Here is a 25,212-nt window from a genome sequence, read left to right as displayed (position 1 = left end):
AATGTCGGAGGGTTTTAGGATGACTGACGGATTAAATGACGGCAATGCCGTAACCAACACCGAGGAAGCCTTGTATAAAAGGGCCTGCGAGTGCCTGCCGGGCGGAGTCAGCCGCAATCTGGTCTACCGCAAGCCCCATCCGTTCTATGTTTCCAGCGCTTCGGGATGCTATGTTACCGACATCAACGGAGTAAAGCATGTGGATTTCGCCAATAATATCGCCTCGCTCATCCATGGACACGCGCATCCGGCCATAGTCGAGGCCGTCTGCGCCCAGATACGGAGGGGCACCGCCTTCACCATTGGGACCGAGGTTGAGATCCAGTTGGCCGAACTTTTGTGCAATCGGGTCCCCGGCTTTCAGAAGATACGTTTTGTAAATTCCGGCACCGAAGCGGTCATGGCCATGATCAAGACCGCCAGGGCCTTTACCGGCAAGCCCAAGATCGCCAAGGCGGAGGGCGGATACCACGGCAGTTACGACTGTGCCGAGACCAGCCAGAGCGCCAACCCATCGAACTGGGGCAACCCGGACCTGCCGAACAAGGTGCCGAACGTGTACGGCACTCCCCAAGGCGTCCTTGACGACGTGGTCATTTATCCATTCAACGACATCGAAAGAACGATTAAAATTCTTGACCGATATGCCGGGGAGATCGCCTGCGTCATTGTCGATCCCATCCCCCACCGGATAGGGATGATAAAAGCCAGCCAGGAATTCGTCGAAGCGATCCATGCCTGGACCCGCCAGAACGGGGCCTTGCTGGCTTTCGACGAGGTTATCTGTTTCAGGGTCAACTACCAAGGCGCTCAGGGCAATTACACCGTGGCGCCGGACCTCACTTCGCTGGGGAAGATCATCGGCGGCGGCTTTCCGATCGGGGCCTTTGCCGGACGCGACGACGTCATGAGCGTGCTTGACCCGGGCCACAACAGCTTCCGATTTCCCCTGTCCGGAACCTTTTCGGCCAATCCGGTGTCGATGACGGCCGGAAGGGTTGCCATGGAGATGTTCGACCGCCAGGCGGTGAATAAGCTGAATGTTACCGCCCAGATTGCCCGAAAACAGATCTTCGAGGCCGCCCAGGTCGCCGGCCTGCCCATCTGCATCACCGGGGAGGGGTCCATGTTCAAGATCCATTTCCGGGAGAACCCGCCAACCACCTACCGTGAGAGCTACGAGGATGAAAAGGCCAAGAAGATCATCAATCTGTTCCTGGAGCATCTTTACCAAAAGGGCGTGATAATCATCAACTCCTGTTCCTGTGTGTTCTCCACCGTAGTGACCCAGAAGGAGATAGACCTCCTGTCCGAAGCGGCCCTGAGCGGGTTCAGGCACATAAAACCATATTTGAAATAAATATCTATGCAAGACGTTTTCATCTGCGCCGCAGTCAGGACCCCGGTAGGAAAGTACGGGGGGGCTCTTTCATCGGTGAGGGCTGACGATCTGGCGGCAATTCCCCTGAAAACGCTGGTCGATGCCAACCGGGGCGTCGATTGGCCGTCGCTCGATGATGTGATACTGGGCTGCGCCAACCAGGCCGGGGAGGACAACCGGAACGTTGCCCGGATGGCGCTGCTGCTGGCCGGCCTGCCGGAAACCGTATCGGGGCTGACAGTGAACCGTCTGTGCGGATCCGGAATGGATGCCGTGGGCACTGCAGCCAGATTCATCCGGGCCGGAGAGGCGGATCTGATCGTGGCCGGCGGCGTGGAAAGCATGTCCCGGGCTCCGTTTGTGATGGGGAAAGCGGCCGAAGCGTTCTCCCGGAAAATCGAGCTATATGACACCACCATCGGGTGGAGGTTCGTCAACCAGTCGTTTGAAAAAAGATTCGGCACTGAATCCATGATCGAAACGGCCGAGAACATCGCCACCGAATACGGGATCAGCCGGGAGGACCAGGATAGATTTGCCTTCTGGAGCCAGGAGAAAGCGCAGATAGCGCAGAATGACGGCTCATTATCAAGAGAGATCATCCCTGTATATATCCCGCAGCGCAAGGGCGATCCTATAATTATTGACAGGGATGAGCACCCCCGGAAGGTCAGCTTGGGAAAATTAGGGGAGCTTAAGCCGATAACCCGCCCACAAGGAACGATCACCGCCGGCAACTCTTCAGGGATTAACGACGGGGCGGCGGCATTGCTGGTGGCATCCGGGAGTGCCTTAAAAAAATACCACCTGACCCCCCTGGCCAAGATCCTGGGAATGAGCACGGCCGGGGTCCCCCCCAGGATAATGGGAATGGGACCGGTTCCGGCGACAAAAAAACTGTTGGATCGGCTGAAACTGACGCTAAATGATATGGACATTTTGGAAATCAACGAAGCCTTTGCCGCACAGGCGCTGGGCTGTATCCGGGAATTGGGTCTGGCCGATAACGATGCCCGGATCAACCCCCTGGGTGGGGCCATCGCCCTTGGTCATCCGTTGGGTATGAGCGGCGCCAGAATTCTTGTCTCCGCCTCCCTCCAATTGCAGAAAAGCAATCTAAAGAGGGCGCTGTGCACCATGTGTGTTGGGGTGGGACAGGGTATTGCAATGGTGATCGAGAGGGTCTGAAAATCGTTTAATTCCATCTGCTTTTAAAAGCCCCGCTTTTTATGCGGGGCTTTTTATTGCTCTATTGTTGGAGGGCTTTTTTATGTCTAGGAAACTGCATGTTTGGATGACGCTGCTGATAACGAGACCGGTTATATGGTCGACCCTGATAAATTAATCCCAAAGTAATTTCTGTTTTGGCTTGACGCAGTATTTTTTTTGAGGTAAAATACCAATTCCAACACCACGTCAACGTAAATCACTATTACCATAAGGAGTTATTCAAATGGCCAAGTACAAGATAGCCTGGTTGCCGGGCGACGGCATCGGGATCGAGGCCCTGGAAGCCGCCAAGATAGTGCTGGACAAGGTCAAGCTGGATGCCGAGTACATCCACGGCGACATCGGTTGGGAGTTCTGGTGCAAGGAGGGCGATTCCTTCCCCCAAAGGACCATTGACCTGTTGGGCAAGGTTGACGCCGCCATGTTCGGCGCCATCACCTCCAAGCCGGTCAAGGCCGCCGAGAAGGAGCTGGTTCCCGAGCTGCAGGGCAAGGGCATGGTCTACCGCTCGCCCATCGTCCGGATGCGCCAGCTGTTCGACCTGTACACCTGCCTGCGCCCCTGCAGGGCTTTCCCCGGCAATCCCATCAATTACAAGGAGGGCATCGACCTGGTGGTGTTCCGGGAGAACACCGAGGACCTGTACGCCGGGGTGGAATTTTCCCCGGTGCCCCAGGAGGTCAAAGACGTCCTGCTGAAGAACGCCAAGGGCTTCGCCGCCTTCAAGGATGTGGCCCTGGACCAGTACGCCATCACCTGCAAGATCAACACCCGCAAGGGTTCGGAGCGGATCATCCGGGCGGCCTTCGAATACGCCAAGAAATACGGCCGCAAGAAGGTGACCATTATCCACAAGGCCAACGTGGTGCGGGCCACCGAGGGGCTGTTCCTGGAGATCGGCAAGGAAGTGGCCAAGGATTACCCCGGCATCCAGTGCGACGACGCCAACATCGACGCCATCTGCATGTGGCTGCTGAAGAACCCCATGAACTACGAGGTGCTGGTGGCCACCAATATGTTCGGCGACATCGTCTCCGACCTGTGCGCCCAGATGGTGGGCGGCCTGGGCTTCGGCTGCTCCGGCAACATCGGCGAAAAACTGGCGGTATTCGAACCCACCCACGGCTCGGCACCCAAATACGCCGGGATGTACAAGTGCAACCCCATCGCCACCATTCTGGCGGCCAAAATGATGCTGACCTGGCTGGGCGAGACCGAGAAAGCCGACAAGATAGAAAAGGCCACCGCCGAGGTGATCAAGGAGGGCAAGGTTAAAACCTACGACATGGGTGGCACCAACAAGACCCTGGAAATGGCCGAGGCCATCGCCAAAAAATTATAAAACAAACCATGTAGGGGCGCATCGCGATGCGCCCCTACAATTCACGGGTTGTCATTCCTGCGGAAGCAGGAATCCAGGCCTTTCTATGGATTCCCGCCTGCGCGGGAATGACCGGCAGCGGAGTACACCAACCACAAATTATAATATTAAAAATTATGTCTGAAATTTATATTCACGAGGTGGGCCTGCGGGACGGTCTGCAGATCGAAAAACAGCCGGTGCCTACGGACGTCAAGATCAAATGGATCGACGATCTGATGGGTTCCGGGGTGGACATCATCCAGGTGGGCTCCTTCGTCCATCAGGTGAAGGTGCCCCAGATGGCCGACACCGACGCCCTGTTCGAGCACTATGCCAAGAACGGCAAAAAGAGGCCGGAGGCCGTCCTATCCGGGTTGGTGCTCAACGAAAAGGGTTTCGAGCGGGGGCTGGCCTGCGGGGTGGAGATGTTCTGCATGGGCGTCTCGGCCTCCGAGACCCACAGCCAGAAGAACACCGGCATGAGCCCGACCAAGGCCATGGGCCAGATCCTGTCTATGGCTAAAAAGGCCCAGGACGCCGGCAAGAAGGTCCAGGCCTCGGTGCAGTCGGCCTTCGGCTGCGGCTTCGACGGGGCCATTCCTGAAGACAAGGTGCTGGCCATGGTCAAAAAATACCTGGAGGCCGGGATCAGGAACATCAGCCTGGCCGACACCGCCGGGCACGCCAATCCCCAGCAGGTGGAGCGGCTGTTCTCCGCCATCCGGAAGATGGATCCCAAGGTGGAACTGGCCTGCCATTTCCACAATACTTATGGGTTGGGAATGGCCAACTGCTATGCCGCCATCAACGCCGGAGTGAAGTACATCGAGACGGCGGTGGGCGGACTTGGGGGATGCCCCTTCACCAAGGTGGCGGCCGGGAACGTCGGCACCGAGGATTTCGTCCACTCCCTGCAGCGGGCCGAGCTCCGGACCGACATCGACCTGTTCCGCCTGCTGGATGTCGCTCAGGAGGTTTCCGTGTTCTTTAACCGCGAATTGCCGGGCGCCGTGCTCAAGTCCGGCTCACTTATAAAGCCGAGGCCGAAAAAAATGATGAATAACATCCGGGTGCTGGACATGACCAACGTCCTGTCCGGGCCCTTCTCCACCATGCACCTGGCCCTGTTGGGGGCCGAGGTGATCAAGATCGAGAACCCCGAGGGCGGCGACCTGGCCCGCAAGCTGGGCGCGGTTCCGGCCCTGAATCAAAAGTTGATGGGAACCTCGTTCCTGGCCCAGAACGCCAACAAGAAATCCATTACGCTTAATTTGAAGGCCGAAGAGGCCAAGGAGATCTTCCGTAAGCTTATAAAGACCGCCGACGTGGTGGTGGAGAATTTCCGTCCCGGCGTGATGGACCGTTTGGGCTTCTCCTATGCCGAGATCAAAAAGATAAATCCGAAAATAGTCTACTGCGCCATCTCCGGGTTCGGCCAGGCCGGGCCCGACGCCTTCAAGCCGGCCTACGACCAGATCATCCAGGGCCTGTCCGGGGTGATGGACGTCAACGGCGACGAGCGCCTGCACCCACTTAGGGCTGGCTTCCCGGTGTGCGATACGGTGGGGGGCCTCAATGCCGCCTTCGCCATCATGGCCGCCCTGTATTACCGGGAGAAGACCGGCGAGGGCCAGTTCATAGACATCGCCCTTTTGGACTCCATCATGCCCCTGATGGGCTGGGTGGCGGCCAATCTGCTGATCGGCGGACAGCAGCCGGTGGCTATGGGCAACGACAATTTCACCGCCGCGCCATCGGGCATGTTTGTGACCAAGGACGGCTTCGTCAACATCGCGGCCAACCAGCAGAAACAGTGGGAGGATCTGGCCACCGTGCTGGGCGTGCCGGAACTGCTGACCGATCCCCGGTTCCAGGAGCGGGATACCCGCAAGAAGAACCGAAAAGAACTGACCCCCCTGCTGGAGGCCAAGCTTAAACAGCAGACCACCGACTATTGGGTGGAGGCGCTGAACGCCAAGGGCATCCCCACCGGCGACATCTTCAGCTTAGAGAAGGCCCTGGCCGCCGAGCAGGTGAAATACCGCAAGACCATCGAAAGCATCAAGGACCCGGACCTGGGCGAGCTGAAGCTGTTCAACCTGTCGGCCAAGTTCTCGGCCACCCCGGCTTCAATCGACGCCCCGCCCCCGACTTTGGGCCAGCACCAAAACGAGATCCTTACCCAGTTGGGCTACACGGCGGAACAGATCACGGCCATGAAGGAAAAGGCTGCGATCTGAGATATTATAACCAATGACCTCCAAAGTGAAGAATATTAAAATAATAGCTTTACTTTATGAAAAACAACACACGCATTCTTCCCGAAAAAGTAACTAAACCTATACAATTACTAGCTGCATGGCTTTCGGGACTAATTATTGTTGACGGGATTTATTTATTTGCTGCAATACAGATTAATAGCCCCAGCTGGGCTTCGGGTCTATTAGTTATTGCCTCTATCATTAATGTACCTTTATTTCTATTAAGCATTTTTATGCTACAAACAAAATTTCGCCCAGAAATGCAGGAAGATAGCTATTATTCTAAGTATCTTGAACAGAAATATACCCTCGGTGAGCGTTCCGCATCTAAAACGGATATTGAGACACTAAATAAAAAACTAGCAGAAGAAATCATACGGGAAATCGGGCCAACTGCTGGTAGTAAAAAACAACGCGTGGTAGAACTCCTCCAAACATCTGAGATACATAGAATCGCATACAGCGAGGGACATCGAAGAGTTCTTTCAGAATTGTTCCTTAATCCACAAGAATGGCCAACTTTAGTTGATGCTTATAGAAATGATCCGGTATTTTTAGAAGATATTGACGTTCTTGAACAAAATGGTTTGATTACTTACAAAAAAGACGATTTAAAAACATGTAAATTAACACTACGGGGGACGCAGGTCGCTGAACTTGCTAAGAAAGATAATAACCTCTTTGAGCAAAGAAGGCATTATCCCTCATTTAAGTCAAATTTATAGCGCTTATTATTTACAAAATACACTATCATTTTACATAGGAGTTAAGTAATGGGAATGACAATGGTCCAAAAGATCCTGGCCAAGGCCGTCGGCCAGGCATCGGTCAAAGTGAACGATGTGGTCGAGCCCAAGGTCAGCCTGGCCATGTCCCACGAGAACGGCGCGCTGGTGATCAACCAATTCAACGAGATCTACAAGGACACCGGGATCGAAGCCAAGGTCTGGGATCCTTCTAAGATCGCCATCATCTTCGACCACCGGGTGCCGGCCGAGAGCTCTAAGACCGCCGGGAACCAGAAGAAGATCCGCGAGTTCGTGGCCAAGCAGGGCATCACCAAGTTCCACGACATCCGGGGCGACGAGGGCGGCATCTGCCACCAGATCCTTCCCGAGAGCGGCTACGACCTGCCGGGCCAGGTAATCGTCGGCACCGACAGCCACACCACCAGCCACGGAGCCTTGGGAGCCTTCTCCTTCGGCATCGGGGCCACCGAGATGGCCGCGGTCTGGGCCCTGGGCAAGATACTGAACGTGGAGGTGCCGGGGACCATCAAGGTGGTGGTCAACGGGACGCTTCCCAAATACGTCGAGCCCAAGGACATCATTCTGCACCTAGTCGGAAAACTGACCGCCGAGGGCGCCAACTTCAAGGTGATAGAGTTTCACGGCGAGACCATCAGAAAGATGTCCACCTCCGGCCGGCTGGTGCTGTGCAATATGACCGTTGAGGCCGGAGCCACCGGCGGCATCGTCCCGCCGGATGCCGAGACCGTGCGCTACCTGAAAAAGGAAGCCGGGGTCAAGAACATCCCCGAACTGTTCGGCCCGGATGCCGACGCTGTTTATGAGCAGGTGGTGGAGATCGACGTTTCAAAACTGGAGCCCCAAATCGCCTTCCCACACACCGTTGACAATGTCAGGCCGGTGGGCGCCGCCAAGGGAATCAAGATCCAGCAGATCGTGATCGGCTCCTGCACCAACGGCCGTCTGGATGACCTGGCCATAGCCGCCGGAATCTTAAAAGGCAAGAAAGTGGCCCGCAGCGTCCGGATGCTGGTGTTCCCGGCCTCCACCCGTATCTACCAGCAGGCTTTGAAGAAGGGTTATGTGGAAATATTCATGAAGGCCGGCGCGGTGGTGATGAACTCCGGCTGCGGCCCCTGCCTGGGCATACACCAGGGGGCTCTGGCCGATGGCGACAAGGCCCTGGCCACAACTAACAGGAATTTCAAGGGGCGGATGGGCAATCCCAACGCCGAGGTCTACCTGAGCTCGGCGGCCACCGCCGCGGCCTCGGCCATCACCGGAGAGATCACCGATCCCCGCACCGTGGCCCCGGCCCCCAAGGTCTCTGTGAAAAGGCCCAAGATCAAAACCGTTAAGCCCAAGGCCAAGAAAAAAGTTGTGGCCAAAAGACCGGCCAAGAAGACCGTGAAAAAAGCCGCCCCTCGACAGGCTCGGGGTCTTAAAAAGAAAGGGAGGAAATAATCATGGGTAAAGTAGTATTGAAACTGGGCGCCGATATCTCCACCGACATCATCTATCCCGGCCGCTTTATGGCCACGGTTCTCCCCACCGAGACCCCCCAGTTCGCCTTCGTGGACGACGCCGCGTTCAACCAGAAGCTGAAATCCAAGCAGATCGAGCCCGGCAGCTTCATCGTGGCCGACAAGAATTTCGGCTGCGGCTCCTCCCGGGAACAGGCCGCCTCCTGCCTGGTGGGCTGGGGCCTGAAGGTGATCGCCAAGAATTTTTCCCGGATATTCCTGCAGAACTCCATCAACGTGGGCCTGTACATGGTGATCTGCCCGACCATCGAGGCCAGTGAGGGCGACGAACTGGTGGTTGAGGGTGGGAACGTCCGGAACGTGACAACGGGGAAAGAATTTCCCATCGTTCCCCTGCCTCAGGCCCGGCAGGCCATCATTGACGCCGGAGGGCTGATACCATATACCAGGAAGATGGTGCTGGCCGGAAAGAAATAGAAACATTTTCCGCAAAAACACATTCTCGGAATAAGAAAGCCCCCGCCGATAGCGGGGGCTTTTTATTATCCTCTTTATCTGTTCTGCTTTAAACAACTAATTATCGTTTCTTGTTCAACCATTGCAGGGGATCCACCGGCTTGCCGCCTTTACGGACCTCGAAATGCAGGATGGGGCCGTCCACCGAGCCACCCACCGTCCCGATCTGCTGGAAGATCTCCACCCGGGATCCGGTGGCCACCAGGATATCGCTCAGGTTTCCATAAAGGGTATAGAAACCCGACTGGTGGTCTATCAGCACCACGTTGCCGTAGCCAATGAATCTCTCGGCGTAGACCACCTTGCCGGCGGCCACCGACCGCACCGGAGCCCCGGTGGCCGACAGGATGTCTATTCCGTTATTCTGGATATAGGTGTTGTATTTTTCGTGTTTCTTCAGGCCGAAGCTGGAGTACAGTTTTCCATCGGCCGGCCAGTTCAGCGAGCCCTGGTTCCTCTCCAGATAGCTGGGAGCCGCCGGTACATGGGAGTTGTGGCTGCGGGCCAGTTCTGCTTTACGTTCCTTCTCCAGGCGGTCGATTATCTTTTGCAGTTTCCTGGCGGCCTCCTGGAGCTCCTTGACCAGCGCCTCCTTGGATGATTTCTCCCGCTGAACTCGGCTTAACAATTTCTTCTGCTTGGCCTCATCAGCACTCAGGTTGGACGCCTCCCGTTCGGTCTCGCCTTTGACCTGGGCCAGGGTCATCAGCTTGCTCTCCCGCTCCTGTTTGTCCTGAACAATCAGACGCTTCTTGCCGTCGATGTTGTTATAGAGCTTCCGGTCTTGTTCGGTTATCAGGCTCATGTACTTGTACCTTTTGGCCATATCGGCAAAGGACCGCTCCGAAACCAGAACCTCCCACTGGTACAGGCCGCCTTTTTTATACATCTCCCTTAAGCGGACGGCCATCAGAGCCTCCTGTTTGACCAGCTGTGATTCGGTGGTCAGCAGCTGCTCCCCCAGGCTTTTCAGGTCCTTGTTCAGGCGGGTTTCCTTCTGCCGGAGGGCCGATAATACCTGCCGGGTCAAGCGGACCTGCTCCGAGGTTCGCTCCAACTGGCCCAGGATGCCTTTCTCCTGCCCCTTGAGCTCCGAGGCCCGGGCCCGGGCTTCTGTCAGTTTGCGTTTGACCTCTTTGAGGGCGTCCTCCTGGTCGTCTATGCCCTGGCCGAAGGTGAGCGACGACAGCGCTAGGGCCAAAAGCAGATATAACGCTCGGGATGTTTTTTTCATTCAGCTTTTCATTGGCTTTCGGGCTTGATGGCCATCTGCCCTCCGGCCTTCCGGATTATTATCTCTCCGAACAAGGCGTCCTGCACCACCCTCACCCGGCCCAGCCGGATCAGCTCCAGCAGGGCGAAGAAAGTGACTACTATCACCAGCTTCCTCCGTTCTCCGGCGAACAGGTCGCTGAAATTCATCTGCTCGTTTTCCATCACCTGCTTCAGTATGAAGTCTATCCGGTCCTCGATGGTGATGTCCTCGCCCACAATCTCGTAGAGCCTCACTTTGTCTATCCGCTCCACCACCTGCCGGAAGGCCGACAACAGCTCGTACAGCCCCACCTCCGGCACCGGCGGTTCGGCCTGGACCTCCTCCTGCTTCTCGATGGCCCCTTTGGGCCGGGGGAACATCAGCCGTTGCACCTCCTCGCGGTCCTCTAAGCGGGAGGCGGCCTCCTTGAATTTCTTGTATTCCAGCAGCTGGCGCACCAGGTCCTTGCGGGGATCCTCCATCTCGCCCTCGATCTCCACGTGATGCGGCAGGAGGAGTTTGGATTTGATCTTCAGCAGGGTGGCGGCCATTACCAGGAACTCCCCGGCCAGGTCGATGTCCAGGGCCTTCATGATCTCGATGTATTCCAGGTACTGCTGGGTGATCCGGGCGATGGGAATGTCGTAGATGTCCAGCTCCTCCTGCCGGATGAGGTATAACAGCAGGTCCAGGGGACCCTCGAAGATCTCCAATTTGACCTGGTATGGTTGGTTAGACATTTATTGTATCTGCTCCTTTATTTCTGGTACTGTCACCCTGAGGCAGACTTCTTGTTAGTCAATCCGAATGGGTGACCGATTTTAATATTTATTTACACACTTCAGCCTGTCGGGCGAGACGTCCTCTCAGTGTGACAATTTTCTGTCAGGCTGAGTGTACTTCACAATAAGGTTAGTTGTAATGCTTACCATTAATTCCCGGGCATCCTTTTTATCTCTTTTTCATTCCATGTCCGTATTGTTTGGGTTTCATCCGGGTTTTTTATTCTTGGTGTTGGTGAATGATTCCAGGCTTTTACCCACTTTTCCATATCATCCTTATTAAAAGGCCACACCGTGATAGTATCTAATCTGCCGCTTTGATTGGTAACTTTAATTGCAAAGTATCTCTTTCTTTGAGATATTACCTCTTTATCCACGTTTATATTTTTAACACATCCTGTCAATGTATCTGGAATTAAAGAATCCTTTAGTGCCAACATAGTCGGTTTAACATCCTTGACTGTCTTTGTATAATAAAGCATCGTCCTGATCTCCAGGGAATATATTCCCATCGGAACATCCACAATCACAAACCTTCCGTCCATGTTGGTATTGGCGCCCATCTTGGTGCCAATAATTTGAACAACAGCGCCAACCATGGGCTCTTTTGTCTTAGCATCAATTACATACCCAGTAAAATAGCCTGTTGAGTCAGCACCTGCAATAACCGGCGAAAACGCTATTGTAGAAACAATAAAACAAAAGGTAAATATTTTTTTCATTGTCTTTAATCTCCCTTTAGGCGTTACCTACCCACACCGCCGTGTCTCTGTGCCTCCGGGGCAGAGTTATTCTGTCTTTTCCATATGCTCCCTCAGCTTGGGCGCCAGTTTAGCCCCCGCGGCGGCCACCGCCAGGGTCATCCCGCTGTTGAACAACAGGGACGGCACCAGGCCCAGGGCCATGGGGTCCTTGGTTATCTGGTAGATCTGCCAGCCCACGATGACCGCGGTCATCTGGATGGAGATGGTGACAAAGAACCTACCGAACAGGAATTTTCGGAAATCGGGTATTTTTAATACGTCGTAAGTCTGGCTTTTGTCGGTCGTCATTTATTTGTCAGATTGATATTTAGACCACCCCTTTGTCCCCTCCTTGATCAAGGAGGGGATCATTGTAATGGTTTGTTCCTGTAAATATTACGGTTTGCTGGGGTATCGTTTTATTTCTTCTTCAGTGTAAACGCGATAAGATGACGTTTTATCCCTTTGTATCATTGGTACATTATCTGCCATATCGTCTGCAGCCTGATTAATAGGTGCCTTGGGATCATGTTTTAGTTTAACTTTAATCCTTGTTAATAAATTATTTTCCACTTTAAATTGATCTGTTAACAAAATGAAGTGGGTCGGTATTTTTACAAACAATCTATAGTTACCGGAAATAACTTCTTTTATTATACATATGCCGTTAATATCCGTGAATACTGTATCTCCAAATCCTTGCGGTATAACCATTGCTCCCGGTAAGAACTCTTTGGTATCAGAATCCAAAACAATCACTTTTAAAGTCCCATACTTTGGCAAGGTGTCGGTTTTTATCAAAGTAGTATCGGTTTGTTGAGCATACAATAAAACACCATTAAGCCAAAGTAGACATGTAATAAAAATTACTTTTTTCATATTGCCCTCACAACATTCACGCTTTTATCATCCCCTCCTTATTCAAGGAGGGGGTAGGGAGTGGTCAATCAGCTTTCGCCGCTATTGCTTTTATGACGCCCTCAATGTTTTCAATGACCTCTTCGTTGGCAAATCTTAATATTTTTATCCCCAGCGCCTCTATGGCTTTCTGCCTGGCTTTATCATAACCCGCCTGCCTCTCCACCTCATGAACGTCACCGTCCAACTCTATGGCCAGTCTCTTTTCGGGACAATAAAAGTCAACTATAAACCCGCCGATGCTATGCTGGCGCCGGAACTTCAAACCGTTCAATTGTTTTTTCTTTAAAAATCGCCAGAGGATTATCTCAGCCTGGGTTGAATTATTGCGCAGATATTTTCTTACCGGTTTATATTCCGGTTTGTTATGTCTCTGCGTCATGCATTAATACTCCAAGCATTTTAGACCACCCCTTTGTCCCCTCCTTGATCAACGAGGGGATAAAAAGGATAGTAGTTTTTCAGATTGCTTCATTTGCCCGGTTCTGCTGTCTTCTCGCAATGACCATTAATAAACCCATCGTCCCCTGTGATCCGTAATCCATTCACCATAATCTATTTCGTCTTCATCACGAACACGCCGTCCCAGTTCTCCGGCGGGGGCAGGACCTTGAAGTCCTCGCAGCGCCCGATATAGGTCTGGCTGGGCCCGTCCTCGGGGTCCACCTCCAGGGCCTGCTGAAACAGGGCGATAGCACCATCCCAGTTCTTGGCCCGGTACTCCGCCAAGCCCTTTAAATAGATCTCCACCGCTTGCTTCTTCTTCTCCGGCACGTCGGCCTCGGACAAGCCCAGCAGTTCGTACACCCGCACCGGCTGTTCCTTGCCCACCACCCTCAGTAGGTCCAGCTCCCGGACCGGATACAGCCCGGTGACCTTGGCGTAGGTGAACTCCGAGATCATGATGGCGGTGCCGTATTCCTTGTTGGCCCCCTCTAAGCGCGAACCCAGGTTAACCGAGTCGCCCATGGCGGTGTATGATTTCTTGCGCTCCGAACCCACGTTGCCCACCGTCACCTGGCCGGTGTTGATTCCGAACCGGGTGAACAGATTGGGCATCTGCCGTTTGGCCAGGTCGGCGTTGAGAACTTTCAGCCGCTGATTCATGGCCCAGACGCACTTGATGCAGGTCTCGGCGTGCTGGGGATCATCGGTGGGGGCGCCCCAGAAGGCCATGATGGCGTCACCCTCGTACTTGCTGATGTATCCGCCGTGCTCCAGCACCACGTCCGACATGTTGCCCAGGTATTCGTTGATCAGGGCGATCAGCCGCTCCGGGGTGCCTAATTTTTCCGAGAACGAGGAGAAGCCCCTGATGTCCGAGAAGAAGACGGTGATCTCCTTCTTGTCGCCGCCCATCAGCAGAAGATCGGGGTTGGCCATGATCTTGTCCACCAGATCCTTGGACATGTAGCCCTGGAACATGTTCTTGATCCAGACCTTCTGCTTCTCCTCGGTCAGGTAGCGGTAGCCCAGAATGGCCATGTTGGTGAACAGCACCACCGCCAGGGGCCGTACCATTTCTATCCAGAGCAGCGACCTTTCAAACACCCAGTTGGCGGCTATTAGATAAAATGCCATAAGCGCGAAAAGAACCAGGCCGGCGATAACCGGCTTGAAGCGCAGGGAGACAAACACCGTCAGCAGGCCGAAGGCTATCAGCATGGCCAATTGTATGTGCCAGGGAATAACCTGCACGAATTTTCCCGACAGCATGGTCTCCATGATGCTGGCGTGGATCTCCGGGCCAGGAAAGATATTTGAGAAGGGCACCACCCGCAGATCCATTAAACCGGCAGCGGTGGCCCCGATGATTACGATCTTATCCTTGAAATATTCGGCCGGTACATTCTCTGTCAGGACATCGGAATATGAGATATAGCGGAATTTCTTGTACTGCCCGAAGTAGGTTATCAACATCCTGCCGTTCTGGTCTATGGGAATCTTTAATTTATCCCCGGCCCGGATATACTTACCCAATTCTACCGTTACCTCTTCTTTTTTGATCCCCAGTATGTCCAGCACGATCTGGAAGTCCATCGAGGCGTAATTGCGGTCATTGAGGGCCAGGAACAGGGGCTGGCGGCGGGTTACCCCGTCATCATCCGGCTCGATGTTGTAATACCCGGTCCCCCGGGCCGATTCCAAAAGGGTCGGAACCGGAGGTGAGAGGGTGGCCACCTGATAGAGATCCCCGGAAGACATGATATATTTATATTTTTCAGTAACTTCGGCAGGGAAGGAGTAAACCCACCTCCGGGTGCTGAGGTCCGAGCTGTCGTTAGGCTCCCCGGTGGACAAGTAGAAGGGAAAATAAGCGATTCCCGACTGCCCGGTCACCGCGCCGAAATCCTGATCGTATCCCCAGGCCTCCAGCACCGTTTGGATTACCTCCGCCGGCGGTAAGATCTTTTGTTTCTTGGGCGTCAATAATAATAATTTTTCCTGAATCTGCTCCGTCTTGGTGTCTTGATAGAGCTGGATCATATTGGGGGTCAGGCTGTCGGACTCCATGAACAGGATATCGAAGGACACCGCCGCCGCGCCGCCCTGGGCCAGATAATCGGCCACCTTGGCATGATACAGCCGGGGCCAATTATAGAATCTGCCTAGCTGGGCCAGTGATGTCTCATCAATATCAACGATCACCACATCATCGATGTCCTGTTCGCCCATCTGGCCCACCCTTAAGCGGTAGCGCAGATCATATGTTTTATTCTCCATCCCCTGGAACAGGCCGGGCCATAAATATGAGACCGCCAGCACCACGGCCACCACGGCGATTCCCACCAAAGCTCCGGTGGTTTTTTTGCTTCTTAGGGCATTGCTCATTTATCCTCCTCCAGTGCTTTGACGAAAGCCTCCACTAATTTGGGATTGAACTGGGTCCCGCTGTCCTGGCGCAGACGTCTGACCGATTCCTCCATCCCCAGCCCTTTCCTGTAGGGCCGGTCGGAGTTCATGGCGTCGTATGAATCCCCCACGCAGATGATCTGGGCATCCAGCGGCACCTGTTCGCCGGACAGGCCGGCCGGATATCCCTTGCCGTCTAATTTCTCGTGGTGATAGCGCACCCCGGGGATGATGGCCTTCATCTGCTTGATGGGCTCCAGGGCCTCGGCCCCCTTGTTGGGGTGGTCCTTGACGATGGCAAATTCCTCTGCCGTCAGGCCGGAAGGTTTCTTTAAGATGGCGTCCGGCATCCCGATCTTGCCCACGTCGTGTAGCAGGGCCGCCAGCTCCAACCGCTTGCGATCCTCAGGCCCGAAGCCCAATTGATCGGCGATCATCAGCGAGTACTGGGTAACCCGAGAGGAATGGCCGGCGGTGTAGTCGTCCTTGGCGTCTATCAGGCTGACCACGGTGCGGATCGAGTTTAAGAATAATTCCTGCAGGTCGGTGTACAGACTGGCGTTCTCGATGGCCACCGCCGCCTGGCGGGCCAGGGTCTCGAACAGCTCCACGTCCTCCAGAGAGAACAGCCCGCCCTTCTTATTGAGCACCTGGGCCACCCCGATCAGCTTATTCTTGGGCTTTAAGGGCACGGTGATGGCGTTGCGGGTGATGAATTTCGATTTCTCGTCCACCTTGGAATAGAAGCGGGGATCCTTGGTGACGTCCGGCACCAGCAGGGTCTGCATATGCTCGGCCGCCCAGCCCACCATCCCCTTGCCCCACGGCACCCGTATCTGTTTGACCGCATCGCCGGCATCGCCGGTGGCGATCTCAAAGAAGAACTCGTGCTTCTCCTCGTCATATAAAAATATGGATGAGGCCTCGGCATCGATGACGTCCTTGGCCACCGTCATCACCGTCTCCAGCACCCGTTTGACGTCTAATGAAGAGGAGATCAAGGCCGATGTTTCGGCCATGGCGGAGATGCGCTCCACCTTCTCCCGGGCCTCGGAATACAGCCGGCTGTTCTCTATTAGGGTGGACAGATGGGCTCCCAGCAGTTCAATGATCTCCAGGTCGTCGTCGTTGTAGTCCTCGTCCCTCAGCTTATTGATCAGCTCCACCACCCCGATCACCTCGGCCCGCGATTTTAAGGGCACGCACAGGATACTGCGGGTGGGGAACTCCACATTGTCGGCGATCTCCTTCTTCCACTTGGGCTCGGAGGCCACGTCATTGACGATCAGCGGGATGCCGGTCTTGGCCACCCAGCCGGCGATGCCCTGCCCGACAGGAACTTCCAGCCCCTCCAGCTTGGGGGCGGCCGGTCCCTTGACGATGGAGAATTTCAAAGTTGTGCGATCGGAGGACAATAACAGTAATGACCCGGCCTCGGAGGGCGCGATCTCTGTCACCAGGTCCATGGCCCGGTCTAAAAGAGGCTGGACATCGAAGGTTCTGGCGGCGATCTCGTTGACCCGCTGGAGCACCTTCAGCTTCATCTTGAGGCTGGAGAGCTCGCTCTTGGCGGTGGGCATCAGGGCGGTCCGGCGGGAGACGGCCCCGTGTATGGTCTTTTTCTTTTTTGGCGCAGGCATGGCATCCCTCCCTGAAAAGGTATTATTATTGATTATATTGTCTAAGTGGTTTGACAAAAATGTTTTAACATCTTATTTTATAACAACAACCGGTTTAAAGCAAGTATTAAATATGTATAAATTTTGGGCAATAACAGACGGGGGTTTCAACCACCAAGGCACCCCCGCTTTTACGGGGTTCACGTATATTTTTTTACTAATGGTTCTCAAGACACAAAGATTTTTGTCCTTTAGTATCATGTCATTGCGAAAAGACACCGGGGGCTGACAAGTGAAGCAATCTGGTTTTTGCCGCAGAAGCATAGGTATGTCCTGCCTCTAATCGGGATTATCGTAGGGGCGGGTCTCAGACCCGCCCCCTTTACCGCCCCGCTGAACCCCGTGTCATTGCGAAAAGACATCCACGCCTGGCAAGAGCCTGCACTGAGCCCGGCACCTTGAATGGCTACCGAAGTGAAGCAATCTACCTAAATTGTCTGGGCAATAAAAAAACCGGTCGTAAGACCGGCAAAAAAACATTATTCAGTTATATCGGTTCCGAATGCTTGTCATTTTTATATCTTAACCGCTCGTTCCTCTTTCAGCGAAAGGCTCACCGCCGCCAGTATCTTCACCACGTCCAGCCCGTTCTGCCCGTCACTCAACGGTTTTTTATGCTCATTAATGCACTCTATAAAATGCCCGGCTTCTATCTTCAGCGGCTCCTGCATCTTAAAATACGGAATATGAATATCGCCGTCCCTCAGGGTCAGCACTTCGTCATAACTGCCATAGCGTTTCTCCTGATTGACCCCCTTGTCGTAGATCCGGATCTTCTCGGTGGCCTCCATGTCGTCGAATGTCACCATCTTCTTGCTCCCCACCACCGTGAATTTGCGGATCTTGTGGGGATCCAGCCACGATACCTGGGCCTGGGCCACCTGCCCGCCGGGGAAATCCAGCGAGAAGAACACCACGTCCTCGATGTCCTTCTGCAGAAAACATTTTCCGTTGGCCAGTGCCTTGTCCGGGTTCTGGTCCATCAAATAGAGCATCACCGAGATGTCGTGGGGGGCCAGGCTCCATAGGGCATTCTCGTTCTTGCGGATGGCTCCCAGGTTGACCCGGGTGGAGTACAGATAGAGGATCTGGCCCAGCTCGCCGCTATTCACCAGTTCCTTCAAATACCTGACCGCCGGATGGTACAGCAGGAGGTGGCCGGTCATCAGTATCAGGTCCTTGTCTTTGGCGATCTTCACCAGCTCCTTGGCATCCTTGACATTGAGGGCCAGGGGTTTCTCCACCATCACGTGCTTGCCGGCCTCTAAAGACATTTTGGCCAGGGCATGGTGCGATTCGGAATTGGTGGCGATCACCACCGCCTGGAGATCTTTGTCCTGCAGGGCCTCTTTAAGCTCCCCGGCCGTTTTGGCGGTCTCGGAAAAATTTTTAGCCCGCTGAAGATTCTTGGGGCTGGCGTCCACCAGCCAGGCTAAAGAAGCCCCTGGTAAGCTGGCATAGGTCCGGACCTGGTTCGTTCCCCACTGGCCGCAGCCTACTACCGCTACTTTGATGTCAGACATTTCTTGTTATATAAAAGTTATTGTATGATTGTTGCGAAGTTTTTTCACCGCAGAGACGCTGAGGTAAATTATTCCCTCTTCTAATGCTTTAGGGGAGGGTGGGGTGGGGTCCGGATCCTAGCCAGTAGCCTCGATACTGCCGGCCGTTGAGTGTTCCGAAGGAATGTATCGAAACACCGGCAACTCGGCCACTGGCTACCCCCGCTTTCCCCCCGGACGCAGGATATCCCAGAACCGCCCTTTGCGTTTGACCTTTTGGCCGTCGTCGCTGTAGTAGTAATAATGATAGTGATAGTAATAATCATAGCTTGAGCCGATCCCGGTCAGGTCTATTTTATTGAGGATCGAACCCAGAATATTGGCGTTGACATTGGTAAGAAGCGATTTTGCCCGGGCCAAAGCCCGGCGGTCGGTGCCGTGGGAGAGCACCACCAGCACCACCCCCTCCACCTGGTTGGACAGCACCGCGGTGTCGGTAACGGTGATCACCGGCGGACTGTCGAACAATATCAGATCGTATTTCCCTTTAAGCTGATTGACCAGCTCTTTCATCCTCTGGGAGCCTAAAAGCTCCGAGGGGTTTGGCGGGATGGCCCCGCAGGTCAGGATGTCCAGGTTCTCCACCCCGGAGGGCTTGATCACCTTTTCCGGGGCCAGCCGCTCGGCCAGAATGTTGGTCATCCCCGGCTCCCGCTCCAGCCCGAATAGCGAATGGACCACCGGGCGCCGCAGGTCGGCGTCTATCAGCAGGGTCTTGGCCCCGGCCAGGGCGGTGGTGAAGGCCAGGTTGGCCACGGTGGTGGACTTGCCCTCCGATGGCGCGGCCGAGGTCACCACGATGGAGCGCAGTGGGGCATCGATCTTGGAGAACTGGATGTTGGTCCGGATGGCCCGGTAGGCCTCGGAGATGGGCGAGCGGGGGGTGTATTTGGTCACCAATGTGGAGGCAATCTTTGTTATCTCGTCCTGGCCGTTTTTCTTTTTCCGGCGTGAGCCTTCTGACTGAATGCTGGGAATTAGGCCCAGCACCGGTATCCCGAAATTGGTCTCTATCTCCTCGGCGGTCTTGACCGAATTGTCCATGGAGTCCAGGAAGAATGACAGGCCCACCCCCAGCACCAGCCCCACCACCAGGCCGATCAAGATATTCAACGCCTTGCGGGGTTTTATTGGACTCAGGGGTTCCTTGGCCGGGTCGATCACCCGGACATTGCCGATCTTGCCGGCCTCAGTGATCTTGGCCTCCTCGTATTTCTCCAGCAGCATCTTATAGATGTTCTCGTTGACATCCTTGGCCCGCAGCAGCCGGGTCAGCTCCAGCTCCTTGTAGGGCAGCTTGGAGAGGTCGCTCTCGTAGCCGGTGCTGAAATCCCTGATGGCCAGCTCCCGGGCCTCCAGGGAGATCAGCTCTATCTGCAGGGGCGGTATCTGGGCCAGCAAGTCGGACATCTCCGGCATAGGCTTGGCCAGGCCCCCTTTATTGATGTTGGCCAGCTCCTCCACCAGCTTATTCTTGGTGGCCTCGATCTGTTTGTTCAGCTTGTGTATCTGGGGGTGTTCCGGCAGGTAGCCCTTGATGGAAAGCTGGGTGGCCTCGATCTGCAGGTCCAGCAGGCTTTTCCTTAGAGAGTCGGCCACCGCACCGGAGGTCATTTTACTGCCGCCATCGGAGAAATCTGCTTTATAATCTAATTTGGAGTAGATGGCTTCCAACTTTTTCTCCAGGGCCATCTTTTGGGTAACGGTAACGGCGTACATCTTGTCTATCTCCGTCATCCGGGACAGCACCTCCCGGGCCTCGTCGGACAGCGATACCACCTGATTGCGGGACTTGAATCCCTTGATGGCATCCTCGGCCTTGGCCAGCCCGGCCTCCACCGCCGGCAGCTGGACCTCGATGAATTTTCTGGTGGATGAGGCCTGCTCCCTCTTGACCTTGGAACTGCGTTCCTTGACCGTCTCGGCCACCAGGTTGACCGCCCGGGCCGCGCTGGCCGGGGTGGGCCCCTGGAATTTTATCAGGATCACGTCGGAGTCCCGGATGGGCTCGGCCGAGATGCCCTTCTTTATCCGCTGGGATAAAATTTGATACCGGCCCTCCTCTGATAACCCCCGGTCCTGGTCCTTAAGTATCTCGGCGGCGGTCTCGGGGTCCAGCTTCTGGGCCACCTCCTCGGCCAGGGTCCGGGCCTTGATCTCCTCAATCTGGTTGACGATGTAGCTCTTGCGGCTGAAGGCATCGGAAACATCGAAAGCAGCAATAGGCTCCCGGCTCTGCTCGAAGATGATGGTGGTCTGGCTCTCGTAGACCGGCGGCAGGGTGAAGTTGGCGATGATGATAGGCAGCAATATCCCGGCCAGGCAGACCAGGATCAGGGTCTTCCTTCTCCATAACAGATCTATCACCTCGTAGAGGCTGGTCTCCTGGGGTTTTATATTCTGCTCAGCGGCCAATATTCACCTGTAATTGATTTGATTTCGGATTAAAAAAAAGGAAGTAATAAATCCGGCGCCCGGCCAAAAGGCTTACTTCCTTTTTTGGGTAATTATTTTTCTCTCTATTCCGGAAGCCTGATGGGCATCAGCAGGTACATCAGGCTATAGTCCTCAGCCTGCTTGGCCGGATTGATCAGGGCGGCCGACAATGAGGTGTTCAGGGAGCAGATCATCTCCTCGGAATCCACGTTCTTGATGATGTCCAGCAGGTAGCTGGCATTGTATCCTATCTCCATATCCTCGCCCTTGAACACTGCGGCGATGGTCTCTCTGGCCTCGCCGATATCCACCGTCTGGCTGGAGAGCTCTATGCTGTCGGCCTTTAAGGAAAGCCTGATTTGATGGGTAAAGGTATCGGACAATATAGCCACCCGGCGCACCGCCGCGGTCAGCAGGTCCACGTTGACGGTCAGGGTCTTTTTGTTGGTCTTAGGGATGGCCTTCTCGTAATCCCGGTAGGGGCCCTCGATATGCCGGGCATAGACTTGGGTGTCCTCAAAACTGAACTGAGAATAGCTGTCATCAAACCGCAGGGTGATCTCGGTATCCGAGCCGGGCAGCATCCGATTGACGATGTTCAGGCCCTTAGGAGACAACAGCAGCTCGCTGTTCTGGGAGATAGGCGGGATCATGGTCTCCAGCATGGCCAGCCGGTGGGCGTCGGTGGTGACAACTTTAAGTTTGTCGCCGCTCATCTGCAGGAATACCCCGCACAGGTCGGGACGGGAGCTGTCGGTGGACACCGCGAATAGGGTCTTCTTGATGATGTTCTGCAGTATTCCGCTGCCAAGTTTGACGCTCTTTTCCTTACTGATCTCCGGTATCTTAGGAAAGTCCTCCTTGGGCAGGCCGATGATATTGAAGCGGCTGCGGTCGCATTTGATGGTTACTTTATTGCCGGTGACCTCAAAATCCACATTTAATGGCGGCAGCTGTTTGATTATCTCGAAGAATTGCTTGGCCGGCACGGTGATGGAACCGTTGCTGGCGGTTTGGGCCTCTATCTGGGTCACAGCCGCTATCTCCAGATCGGTGGCCGATAATTTCAGTTTATTGTTGTTAGCCTCTATCAGGATATTGTTCAGAACCGGAAAAGTGCTCTTAGTCGGCACCACCCCAATCAGGCTCTGTAGGCAGGTGAAAAGTTTCTCCTGGTTAACGGAAAATTTCATTTGATACCGGCTCCAAATTTCTGGTTTTAAATTTATACTTAAGAACTAATATATGATATATCTAAATTATAATAAAAGTCAATAGTAAATCTTGATATTGTTGACGGTTTGATATAAAGCGATGCTGTTGAAAAAATTAAAGAATGTATATCCTGGGGATATGTTTTTGATCAGCTGTTGATATCTGGAGGTGTTGTCAACAGTGGTCAACAGGCAGGTGGGTTAAAATAAAGAAATTAATATTCTATCCACCGTTGATCAACTCAGTTATCCTCTCGGCCTGGGAGGTTATCTCATCGTCTGAGGCTATCATTTTCTTTATCTTGGATATGGCATGCAGCACCGTGGTATGGTCCTTTCCGCCGAAGCGGTTGCCGATATCGTTGAGTGAGGCCGCGGTTAGCTCCCGGCTTAGGTACATGGCCAGCTGCCTGGGCAGCACCAGCTTTTTGATCCGCCTTTTTGACTTGAGAGCCTCTTCGGGGATGGAATAGTAGTTGGCCACTATTTTCTGTATAAGCTCGATGGATATCAGGCGGGATTTTTGGGAGATAATGTTCTTGAGGACCTCCCGGGCAAAATCAACCGTCAGCTCCTGGTCCGACACCGAGGAGAAAGCCACCACTCTTATCAATGCCCCTTCAAGCTCACGGATGTTGGATTTCACCGAAGCGGCGATGAAATAGATGACATCGTTGGGGATGGAGAGGCCGTCCAGCTCGGCCTTCTTTTTGAGAATAGCCGCCCGGGTCTCTAGATCCGGAGCCTGGATGTCGGCCACCAGGCCGCTTTGAAAGCGGGATACCAAGCGCTCCTCCAGATGAGAGATATCCTTGGGCGGCCGGTCGGAGGTCAGGACGATTTGTTTGCGGGCGTCATACAGCGAGTTGAAAGTATGAAATATCTCCTCCTGCAGGCCGGATTTTTCGGACAGGAATTGGACGTCGTCCAGCAGCAGAATATCCAGCGAACGATAACGGTTCTTGAACTCCAGCATCTTGCGGTTCTGAATGGCATAGACCAAGTCGTTCATCAGATTCTCGGCCGGAATATACAGCACCCGGGCCTTTGGCCTCTTGCGCTTGGTGAAATGGCCAATGGCCTGCATCAGATGAGTCTTTCCCAGCCCCACCCCCCCGTAGATGAACAGAGGGTTGTACAGTTTGCCGGGATCCTGGGCGGTGGCGAAAGCGGTGGCGTAGGCGAACTCGTTGCTTTTTCCTATGACGAAGGTATCGAAGATATATCTCTCCCGGAGGCCGCTCTCGCTGGTCGGCTGGGCCGGGACGAATTCGGTTCTCTCCGGTTTTTGACGGGCGGCGGCCTGGGTTTCTCCCACCGGAGGGACCAGGACTATGGAAAGGGGCTTATGAAAAATATCCGAGACCACCTCTTTCATCATATTAAGGTAATGCTGCCCCAGCCATTCCACAAAAAAGTGGTTGGGAACCTTGAGGGTCAGGCTGTCCTCGCCAACCGTCAGGGCGGTCAGAGGCTTTATCCAGGTGTCAAAACTCTGGGAACCTATCCGTTCCTTGATCCTGTCCTGGGACTGGGCCCACAGCGCTTGTATTTGTTGGTTCATAGGATATCCACAATCAGAAAGGCAGTGTTTTTAAGGGTTGTTGAGGGTTGTGGCTTATTACATTAATGGTGATGCAGTTTTTAAGTTCTTAACAGATTTATCCACAGGTGGTCGATCAGCACAAGGTGTTGCATTAAAACAAGTAACACAAATATTCAACAGTTGATTTATTATTTATCCACATGGCCATAGTTGGGGCTAATTTTTGATTTAACAAGGACTTAATACGAAACACCGCCGGGATGGAGTTATCCACACACTTTTCCACAGGATGGCTATAAAAAGAAAAAGAAATCACGGAAATAAAGTCCGCGATTTCATAAAGGGGATACGTATTTATTTGTCAGCCCAGTAAATATATCAGGTTAATCCGAGATTGTCAAGAGAAATTTTAAGGCGCTGTCAATGATTTATCCAGTGATAGGATGGATCGACCGGTTTGCCGTTGATCCGGACCTCGTAATGCAGGTGGGGGCCGGAGCTTTGCCCGGTGGAGCCCACCAGCGCGATCACCTGCCCCTGTTTGACGATCTGTTTTTCTTTGACAAATAGTTTGGCGTTGTGGCCATACATGGTGCTGAATTTCTGGCCGTGGGCTATCTCCACCTTGTTGCCGAAATAATTATCCCATCCGGCAAAGATGACTATGCCGTCGGCCGCCGCCACCACCGGGTCGCCCTCCCGGGCGGCGATATCAATGCCATTATGATTGGCTCCTATTTTTGCCGAGATCCATCCCTTGACCGGCATGATGCTGGGGGTCGAGCGCTCGATGCTCAAGGATACCGTATCTTTGGGGCTGCTCAAGGGAGCCGGTTCTCCGGCAATCGAGGCATTTAACGAGGTGTTCCGGGTAATGTCGTTCAAGGAAAGCAGGACCGGCTGCTGGGAGATGCCCAGCATGTGTTGTAATTTTACCTCGGTTCTTTTTAGGTCGGAGAGCTCCTGTTTCAGCTCTCGCAGCTCGCTGAATTTCTCTTCAACCTCCCGGGTTCTATTTTTCATTATCTCATACTGGCTGGCCCGCCAGAAAATATGGCCGTAATTGACCATGAAAAATATCGCTAGCAGCAGAAATCCGGCCAGCAGAATGGCGATGCGCTTCAGGTTGGTATAGGAGATATCCATCTGCCATGGCGGGGCCTTGTGATGCGGCGCGATTATGAATGATATATAGCGTTCCCGTTTTTTCATTTTTTAGATAATAACAAATATAGAGTTA

Annotated in this window: 20 protein-coding genes; 7 read left to right on the top strand and 13 right to left on the bottom strand. The window is 54.0% G+C overall.

Annotated features, from left to right (window positions below; all coding sequences use genetic code 11):
- Positions 1-19: 19 nt before the first annotated feature.
- From KJ869_02960 to leuD, 7 genes are all read left to right on the top strand, one after another.
- Complete coding sequence (locus tag KJ869_02960) at positions 20-1,360, top strand: aspartate aminotransferase family protein (protein MBU1576150.1); 1,341 nt, start codon at positions 20-22, stop codon at positions 1,358-1,360.
- 6 nt (positions 1,361-1,366) lie between these two features.
- A complete protein-coding gene (pcaF, locus tag KJ869_02955; protein MBU1576149.1) occupies positions 1,367-2,569 on the top strand; it encodes a 3-oxoadipyl-CoA thiolase in 1,203 nt (400 codons plus the stop codon).
- Positions 2,570-2,834: 265 nt separating this feature from the next.
- Positions 2,835-3,953, top strand: a complete 1,119-nt coding sequence (locus KJ869_02950) for an isocitrate/isopropylmalate dehydrogenase family protein (protein ID MBU1576148.1) — start codon at positions 2,835-2,837, stop codon at positions 3,951-3,953.
- 155 nt (positions 3,954-4,108) lie between these two features.
- Positions 4,109-6,214, top strand: a complete 2,106-nt coding sequence (locus KJ869_02945; protein ID MBU1576147.1) for a hydroxymethylglutaryl-CoA lyase — start codon at positions 4,109-4,111, stop codon at positions 6,212-6,214.
- Positions 6,215-6,270: 56 nt separating this feature from the next.
- Positions 6,271-6,960 carry a hypothetical protein gene (locus KJ869_02940; GenBank protein MBU1576146.1) on the top strand — a complete coding sequence of 230 codons (690 nt, stop codon included), beginning with the start codon at positions 6,271-6,273 and terminating at the stop codon, positions 6,958-6,960.
- 48 nt (positions 6,961-7,008) lie between these two features.
- A complete protein-coding gene (locus tag KJ869_02935; GenBank protein ID MBU1576145.1) occupies positions 7,009-8,448 on the top strand; it encodes a 3-isopropylmalate dehydratase large subunit in 1,440 nt (479 codons plus the stop codon).
- A gap of 2 nt (positions 8,449-8,450) precedes the next feature.
- Positions 8,451-8,945, top strand: coding sequence for a 3-isopropylmalate dehydratase small subunit (gene leuD / locus KJ869_02930; protein MBU1576144.1), 495 nt, complete (start codon positions 8,451-8,453; stop codon positions 8,943-8,945).
- 100 nt (positions 8,946-9,045) lie between these two features.
- Here leuD and KJ869_02925 read toward each other — a convergent pair whose 3' ends face one another.
- The 13 genes from KJ869_02925 to KJ869_02865 form a co-directional block, all read right to left on the bottom strand.
- Positions 9,046-10,218 carry a peptidoglycan DD-metalloendopeptidase family protein gene (locus KJ869_02925; GenBank protein ID MBU1576143.1) on the bottom strand — a complete coding sequence of 391 codons (1,173 nt, stop codon included), beginning with the start codon at positions 10,216-10,218 and terminating at the stop codon, positions 9,046-9,048.
- A gap of 8 nt (positions 10,219-10,226) precedes the next feature.
- Complete coding sequence (locus KJ869_02920) at positions 10,227-10,979, bottom strand: segregation/condensation protein A (GenBank protein ID MBU1576142.1); 753 nt, start codon at positions 10,977-10,979, stop codon at positions 10,227-10,229.
- Positions 10,980-11,170: 191 nt separating this feature from the next.
- Complete coding sequence (locus KJ869_02915) at positions 11,171-11,743, bottom strand: carboxypeptidase-like regulatory domain-containing protein (GenBank protein ID MBU1576141.1); 573 nt, start codon at positions 11,741-11,743, stop codon at positions 11,171-11,173.
- 66 nt (positions 11,744-11,809) lie between these two features.
- Complete coding sequence (locus KJ869_02910; protein ID MBU1576140.1) at positions 11,810-12,073, bottom strand: hypothetical protein; 264 nt, start codon at positions 12,071-12,073, stop codon at positions 11,810-11,812.
- 87 nt (positions 12,074-12,160) lie between these two features.
- Positions 12,161-12,643 carry a hypothetical protein gene (locus tag KJ869_02905; GenBank protein ID MBU1576139.1) on the bottom strand — a complete coding sequence of 161 codons (483 nt, stop codon included), beginning with the start codon at positions 12,641-12,643 and terminating at the stop codon, positions 12,161-12,163.
- A gap of 64 nt (positions 12,644-12,707) precedes the next feature.
- Positions 12,708-13,064, bottom strand: a complete 357-nt coding sequence (locus KJ869_02900; GenBank protein ID MBU1576138.1) for an endonuclease domain-containing protein — start codon at positions 13,062-13,064, stop codon at positions 12,708-12,710.
- Between the two features lie 173 nt (positions 13,065-13,237).
- On the bottom strand, positions 13,238-15,514 hold the full coding sequence (locus KJ869_02895; GenBank protein ID MBU1576137.1) for a CHASE2 domain-containing protein: 2,277 nt from the start codon (positions 15,512-15,514) through the stop codon (positions 13,238-13,240).
- Positions 15,511-17,175, bottom strand: a complete 1,665-nt coding sequence (locus KJ869_02890; protein MBU1576136.1) for a GAF domain-containing protein — start codon at positions 17,173-17,175, stop codon at positions 15,511-15,513. Before KJ869_02890 ends, KJ869_02895 begins: the two co-directional genes overlap by 4 nt.
- Before the next feature lie 554 nt (positions 17,176-17,729).
- On the bottom strand, positions 17,730-18,737 hold the full coding sequence (locus KJ869_02885) for a Gfo/Idh/MocA family oxidoreductase (GenBank protein ID MBU1576135.1): 1,008 nt from the start codon (positions 18,735-18,737) through the stop codon (positions 17,730-17,732).
- 195 nt (positions 18,738-18,932) lie between these two features.
- Positions 18,933-21,191, bottom strand: a complete 2,259-nt coding sequence (locus KJ869_02880) for a polysaccharide biosynthesis tyrosine autokinase (protein ID MBU1576134.1) — start codon at positions 21,189-21,191, stop codon at positions 18,933-18,935.
- A 104-nt stretch (positions 21,192-21,295) separates the two neighbouring features.
- A complete protein-coding gene (dnaN, locus tag KJ869_02875; protein MBU1576133.1) occupies positions 21,296-22,405 on the bottom strand; it encodes a DNA polymerase III subunit beta in 1,110 nt (369 codons plus the stop codon).
- Between the two features lie 244 nt (positions 22,406-22,649).
- The gene (dnaA, locus tag KJ869_02870) at positions 22,650-23,990 is read right to left on the bottom strand and encodes a chromosomal replication initiator protein DnaA (GenBank protein MBU1576132.1); all 1,341 of its coding nucleotides are present in this window, start codon (positions 23,988-23,990) and stop codon (positions 22,650-22,652) included.
- Between the two features lie 402 nt (positions 23,991-24,392).
- On the bottom strand, positions 24,393-25,184 hold the full coding sequence (locus KJ869_02865; protein ID MBU1576131.1) for a M23 family metallopeptidase: 792 nt from the start codon (positions 25,182-25,184) through the stop codon (positions 24,393-24,395).
- Positions 25,185-25,212: the final 28 nt, after the last annotated feature.

The organism is Candidatus Edwardsbacteria bacterium, from assembly GCA_018821925.1.
In the GTDB taxonomy this organism is placed as follows: Bacteria; Edwardsbacteria; AC1; order AC1; family EtOH8; genus UBA2226.
The sequence above is the reverse complement of the archived record's forward strand: the minus strand, read 5'-3'. Positions and strand labels throughout refer to the sequence as shown.

Excerpts from the sequence above, each read along its gene's own strand:
- KJ869_02895 (MBU1576137.1), bottom strand. The coding sequence starts at position 15,514 with ATGAGCAATGCCCTAAGAAGCAAAAAAACCACCGGAGCTTTGGTGGGA.
- dnaN (MBU1576133.1), bottom strand. The coding sequence starts at position 22,405 with ATGAAATTTTCCGTTAACCAGGAGAAACTTTTCACCTGCCTACAGAGC.
- KJ869_02920 (MBU1576142.1), bottom strand. The coding sequence starts at position 10,979 with ATGTCTAACCAACCATACCAGGTCAAATTGGAGATCTTCGAGGGTCCC.
- KJ869_02925 (MBU1576143.1), bottom strand. The coding sequence starts at position 10,218 with ATGAAAAAAACATCCCGAGCGTTATATCTGCTTTTGGCCCTAGCGCTG.
- KJ869_02915 (MBU1576141.1), bottom strand. The coding sequence starts at position 11,743 with ATGAAAAAAATATTTACCTTTTGTTTTATTGTTTCTACAATAGCGTTT.
- KJ869_02945 (MBU1576147.1), top strand. The coding sequence starts at position 4,109 with ATGTCTGAAATTTATATTCACGAGGTGGGCCTGCGGGACGGTCTGCAG.
- leuD (MBU1576144.1), top strand. The coding sequence starts at position 8,451 with ATGGGTAAAGTAGTATTGAAACTGGGCGCCGATATCTCCACCGACATC.
- dnaA (MBU1576132.1), bottom strand. The coding sequence starts at position 23,990 with ATGAACCAACAAATACAAGCGCTGTGGGCCCAGTCCCAGGACAGGATC.
- KJ869_02960 (MBU1576150.1), top strand. The coding sequence starts at position 20 with ATGACTGACGGATTAAATGACGGCAATGCCGTAACCAACACCGAGGAA.
- KJ869_02865 (MBU1576131.1), bottom strand. The coding sequence starts at position 25,184 with ATGAAAAAACGGGAACGCTATATATCATTCATAATCGCGCCGCATCAC.
- pcaF (MBU1576149.1), top strand. The coding sequence starts at position 1,367 with ATGCAAGACGTTTTCATCTGCGCCGCAGTCAGGACCCCGGTAGGAAAG.
- KJ869_02885 (MBU1576135.1), bottom strand. The coding sequence starts at position 18,737 with ATGTCTGACATCAAAGTAGCGGTAGTAGGCTGCGGCCAGTGGGGAACG.
- KJ869_02950 (MBU1576148.1), top strand. The coding sequence starts at position 2,835 with ATGGCCAAGTACAAGATAGCCTGGTTGCCGGGCGACGGCATCGGGATC.
- KJ869_02900 (MBU1576138.1), bottom strand. The coding sequence starts at position 13,064 with ATGACGCAGAGACATAACAAACCGGAATATAAACCGGTAAGAAAATAT.
- KJ869_02935 (MBU1576145.1), top strand. The coding sequence starts at position 7,009 with ATGGGAATGACAATGGTCCAAAAGATCCTGGCCAAGGCCGTCGGCCAG.
- KJ869_02940 (MBU1576146.1), top strand. The coding sequence starts at position 6,271 with ATGAAAAACAACACACGCATTCTTCCCGAAAAAGTAACTAAACCTATA.
- KJ869_02890 (MBU1576136.1), bottom strand. The coding sequence starts at position 17,175 with ATGCCTGCGCCAAAAAAGAAAAAGACCATACACGGGGCCGTCTCCCGC.
- KJ869_02905 (MBU1576139.1), bottom strand. The coding sequence starts at position 12,643 with ATGAAAAAAGTAATTTTTATTACATGTCTACTTTGGCTTAATGGTGTT.
- KJ869_02910 (MBU1576140.1), bottom strand. The coding sequence starts at position 12,073 with ATGACGACCGACAAAAGCCAGACTTACGACGTATTAAAAATACCCGAT.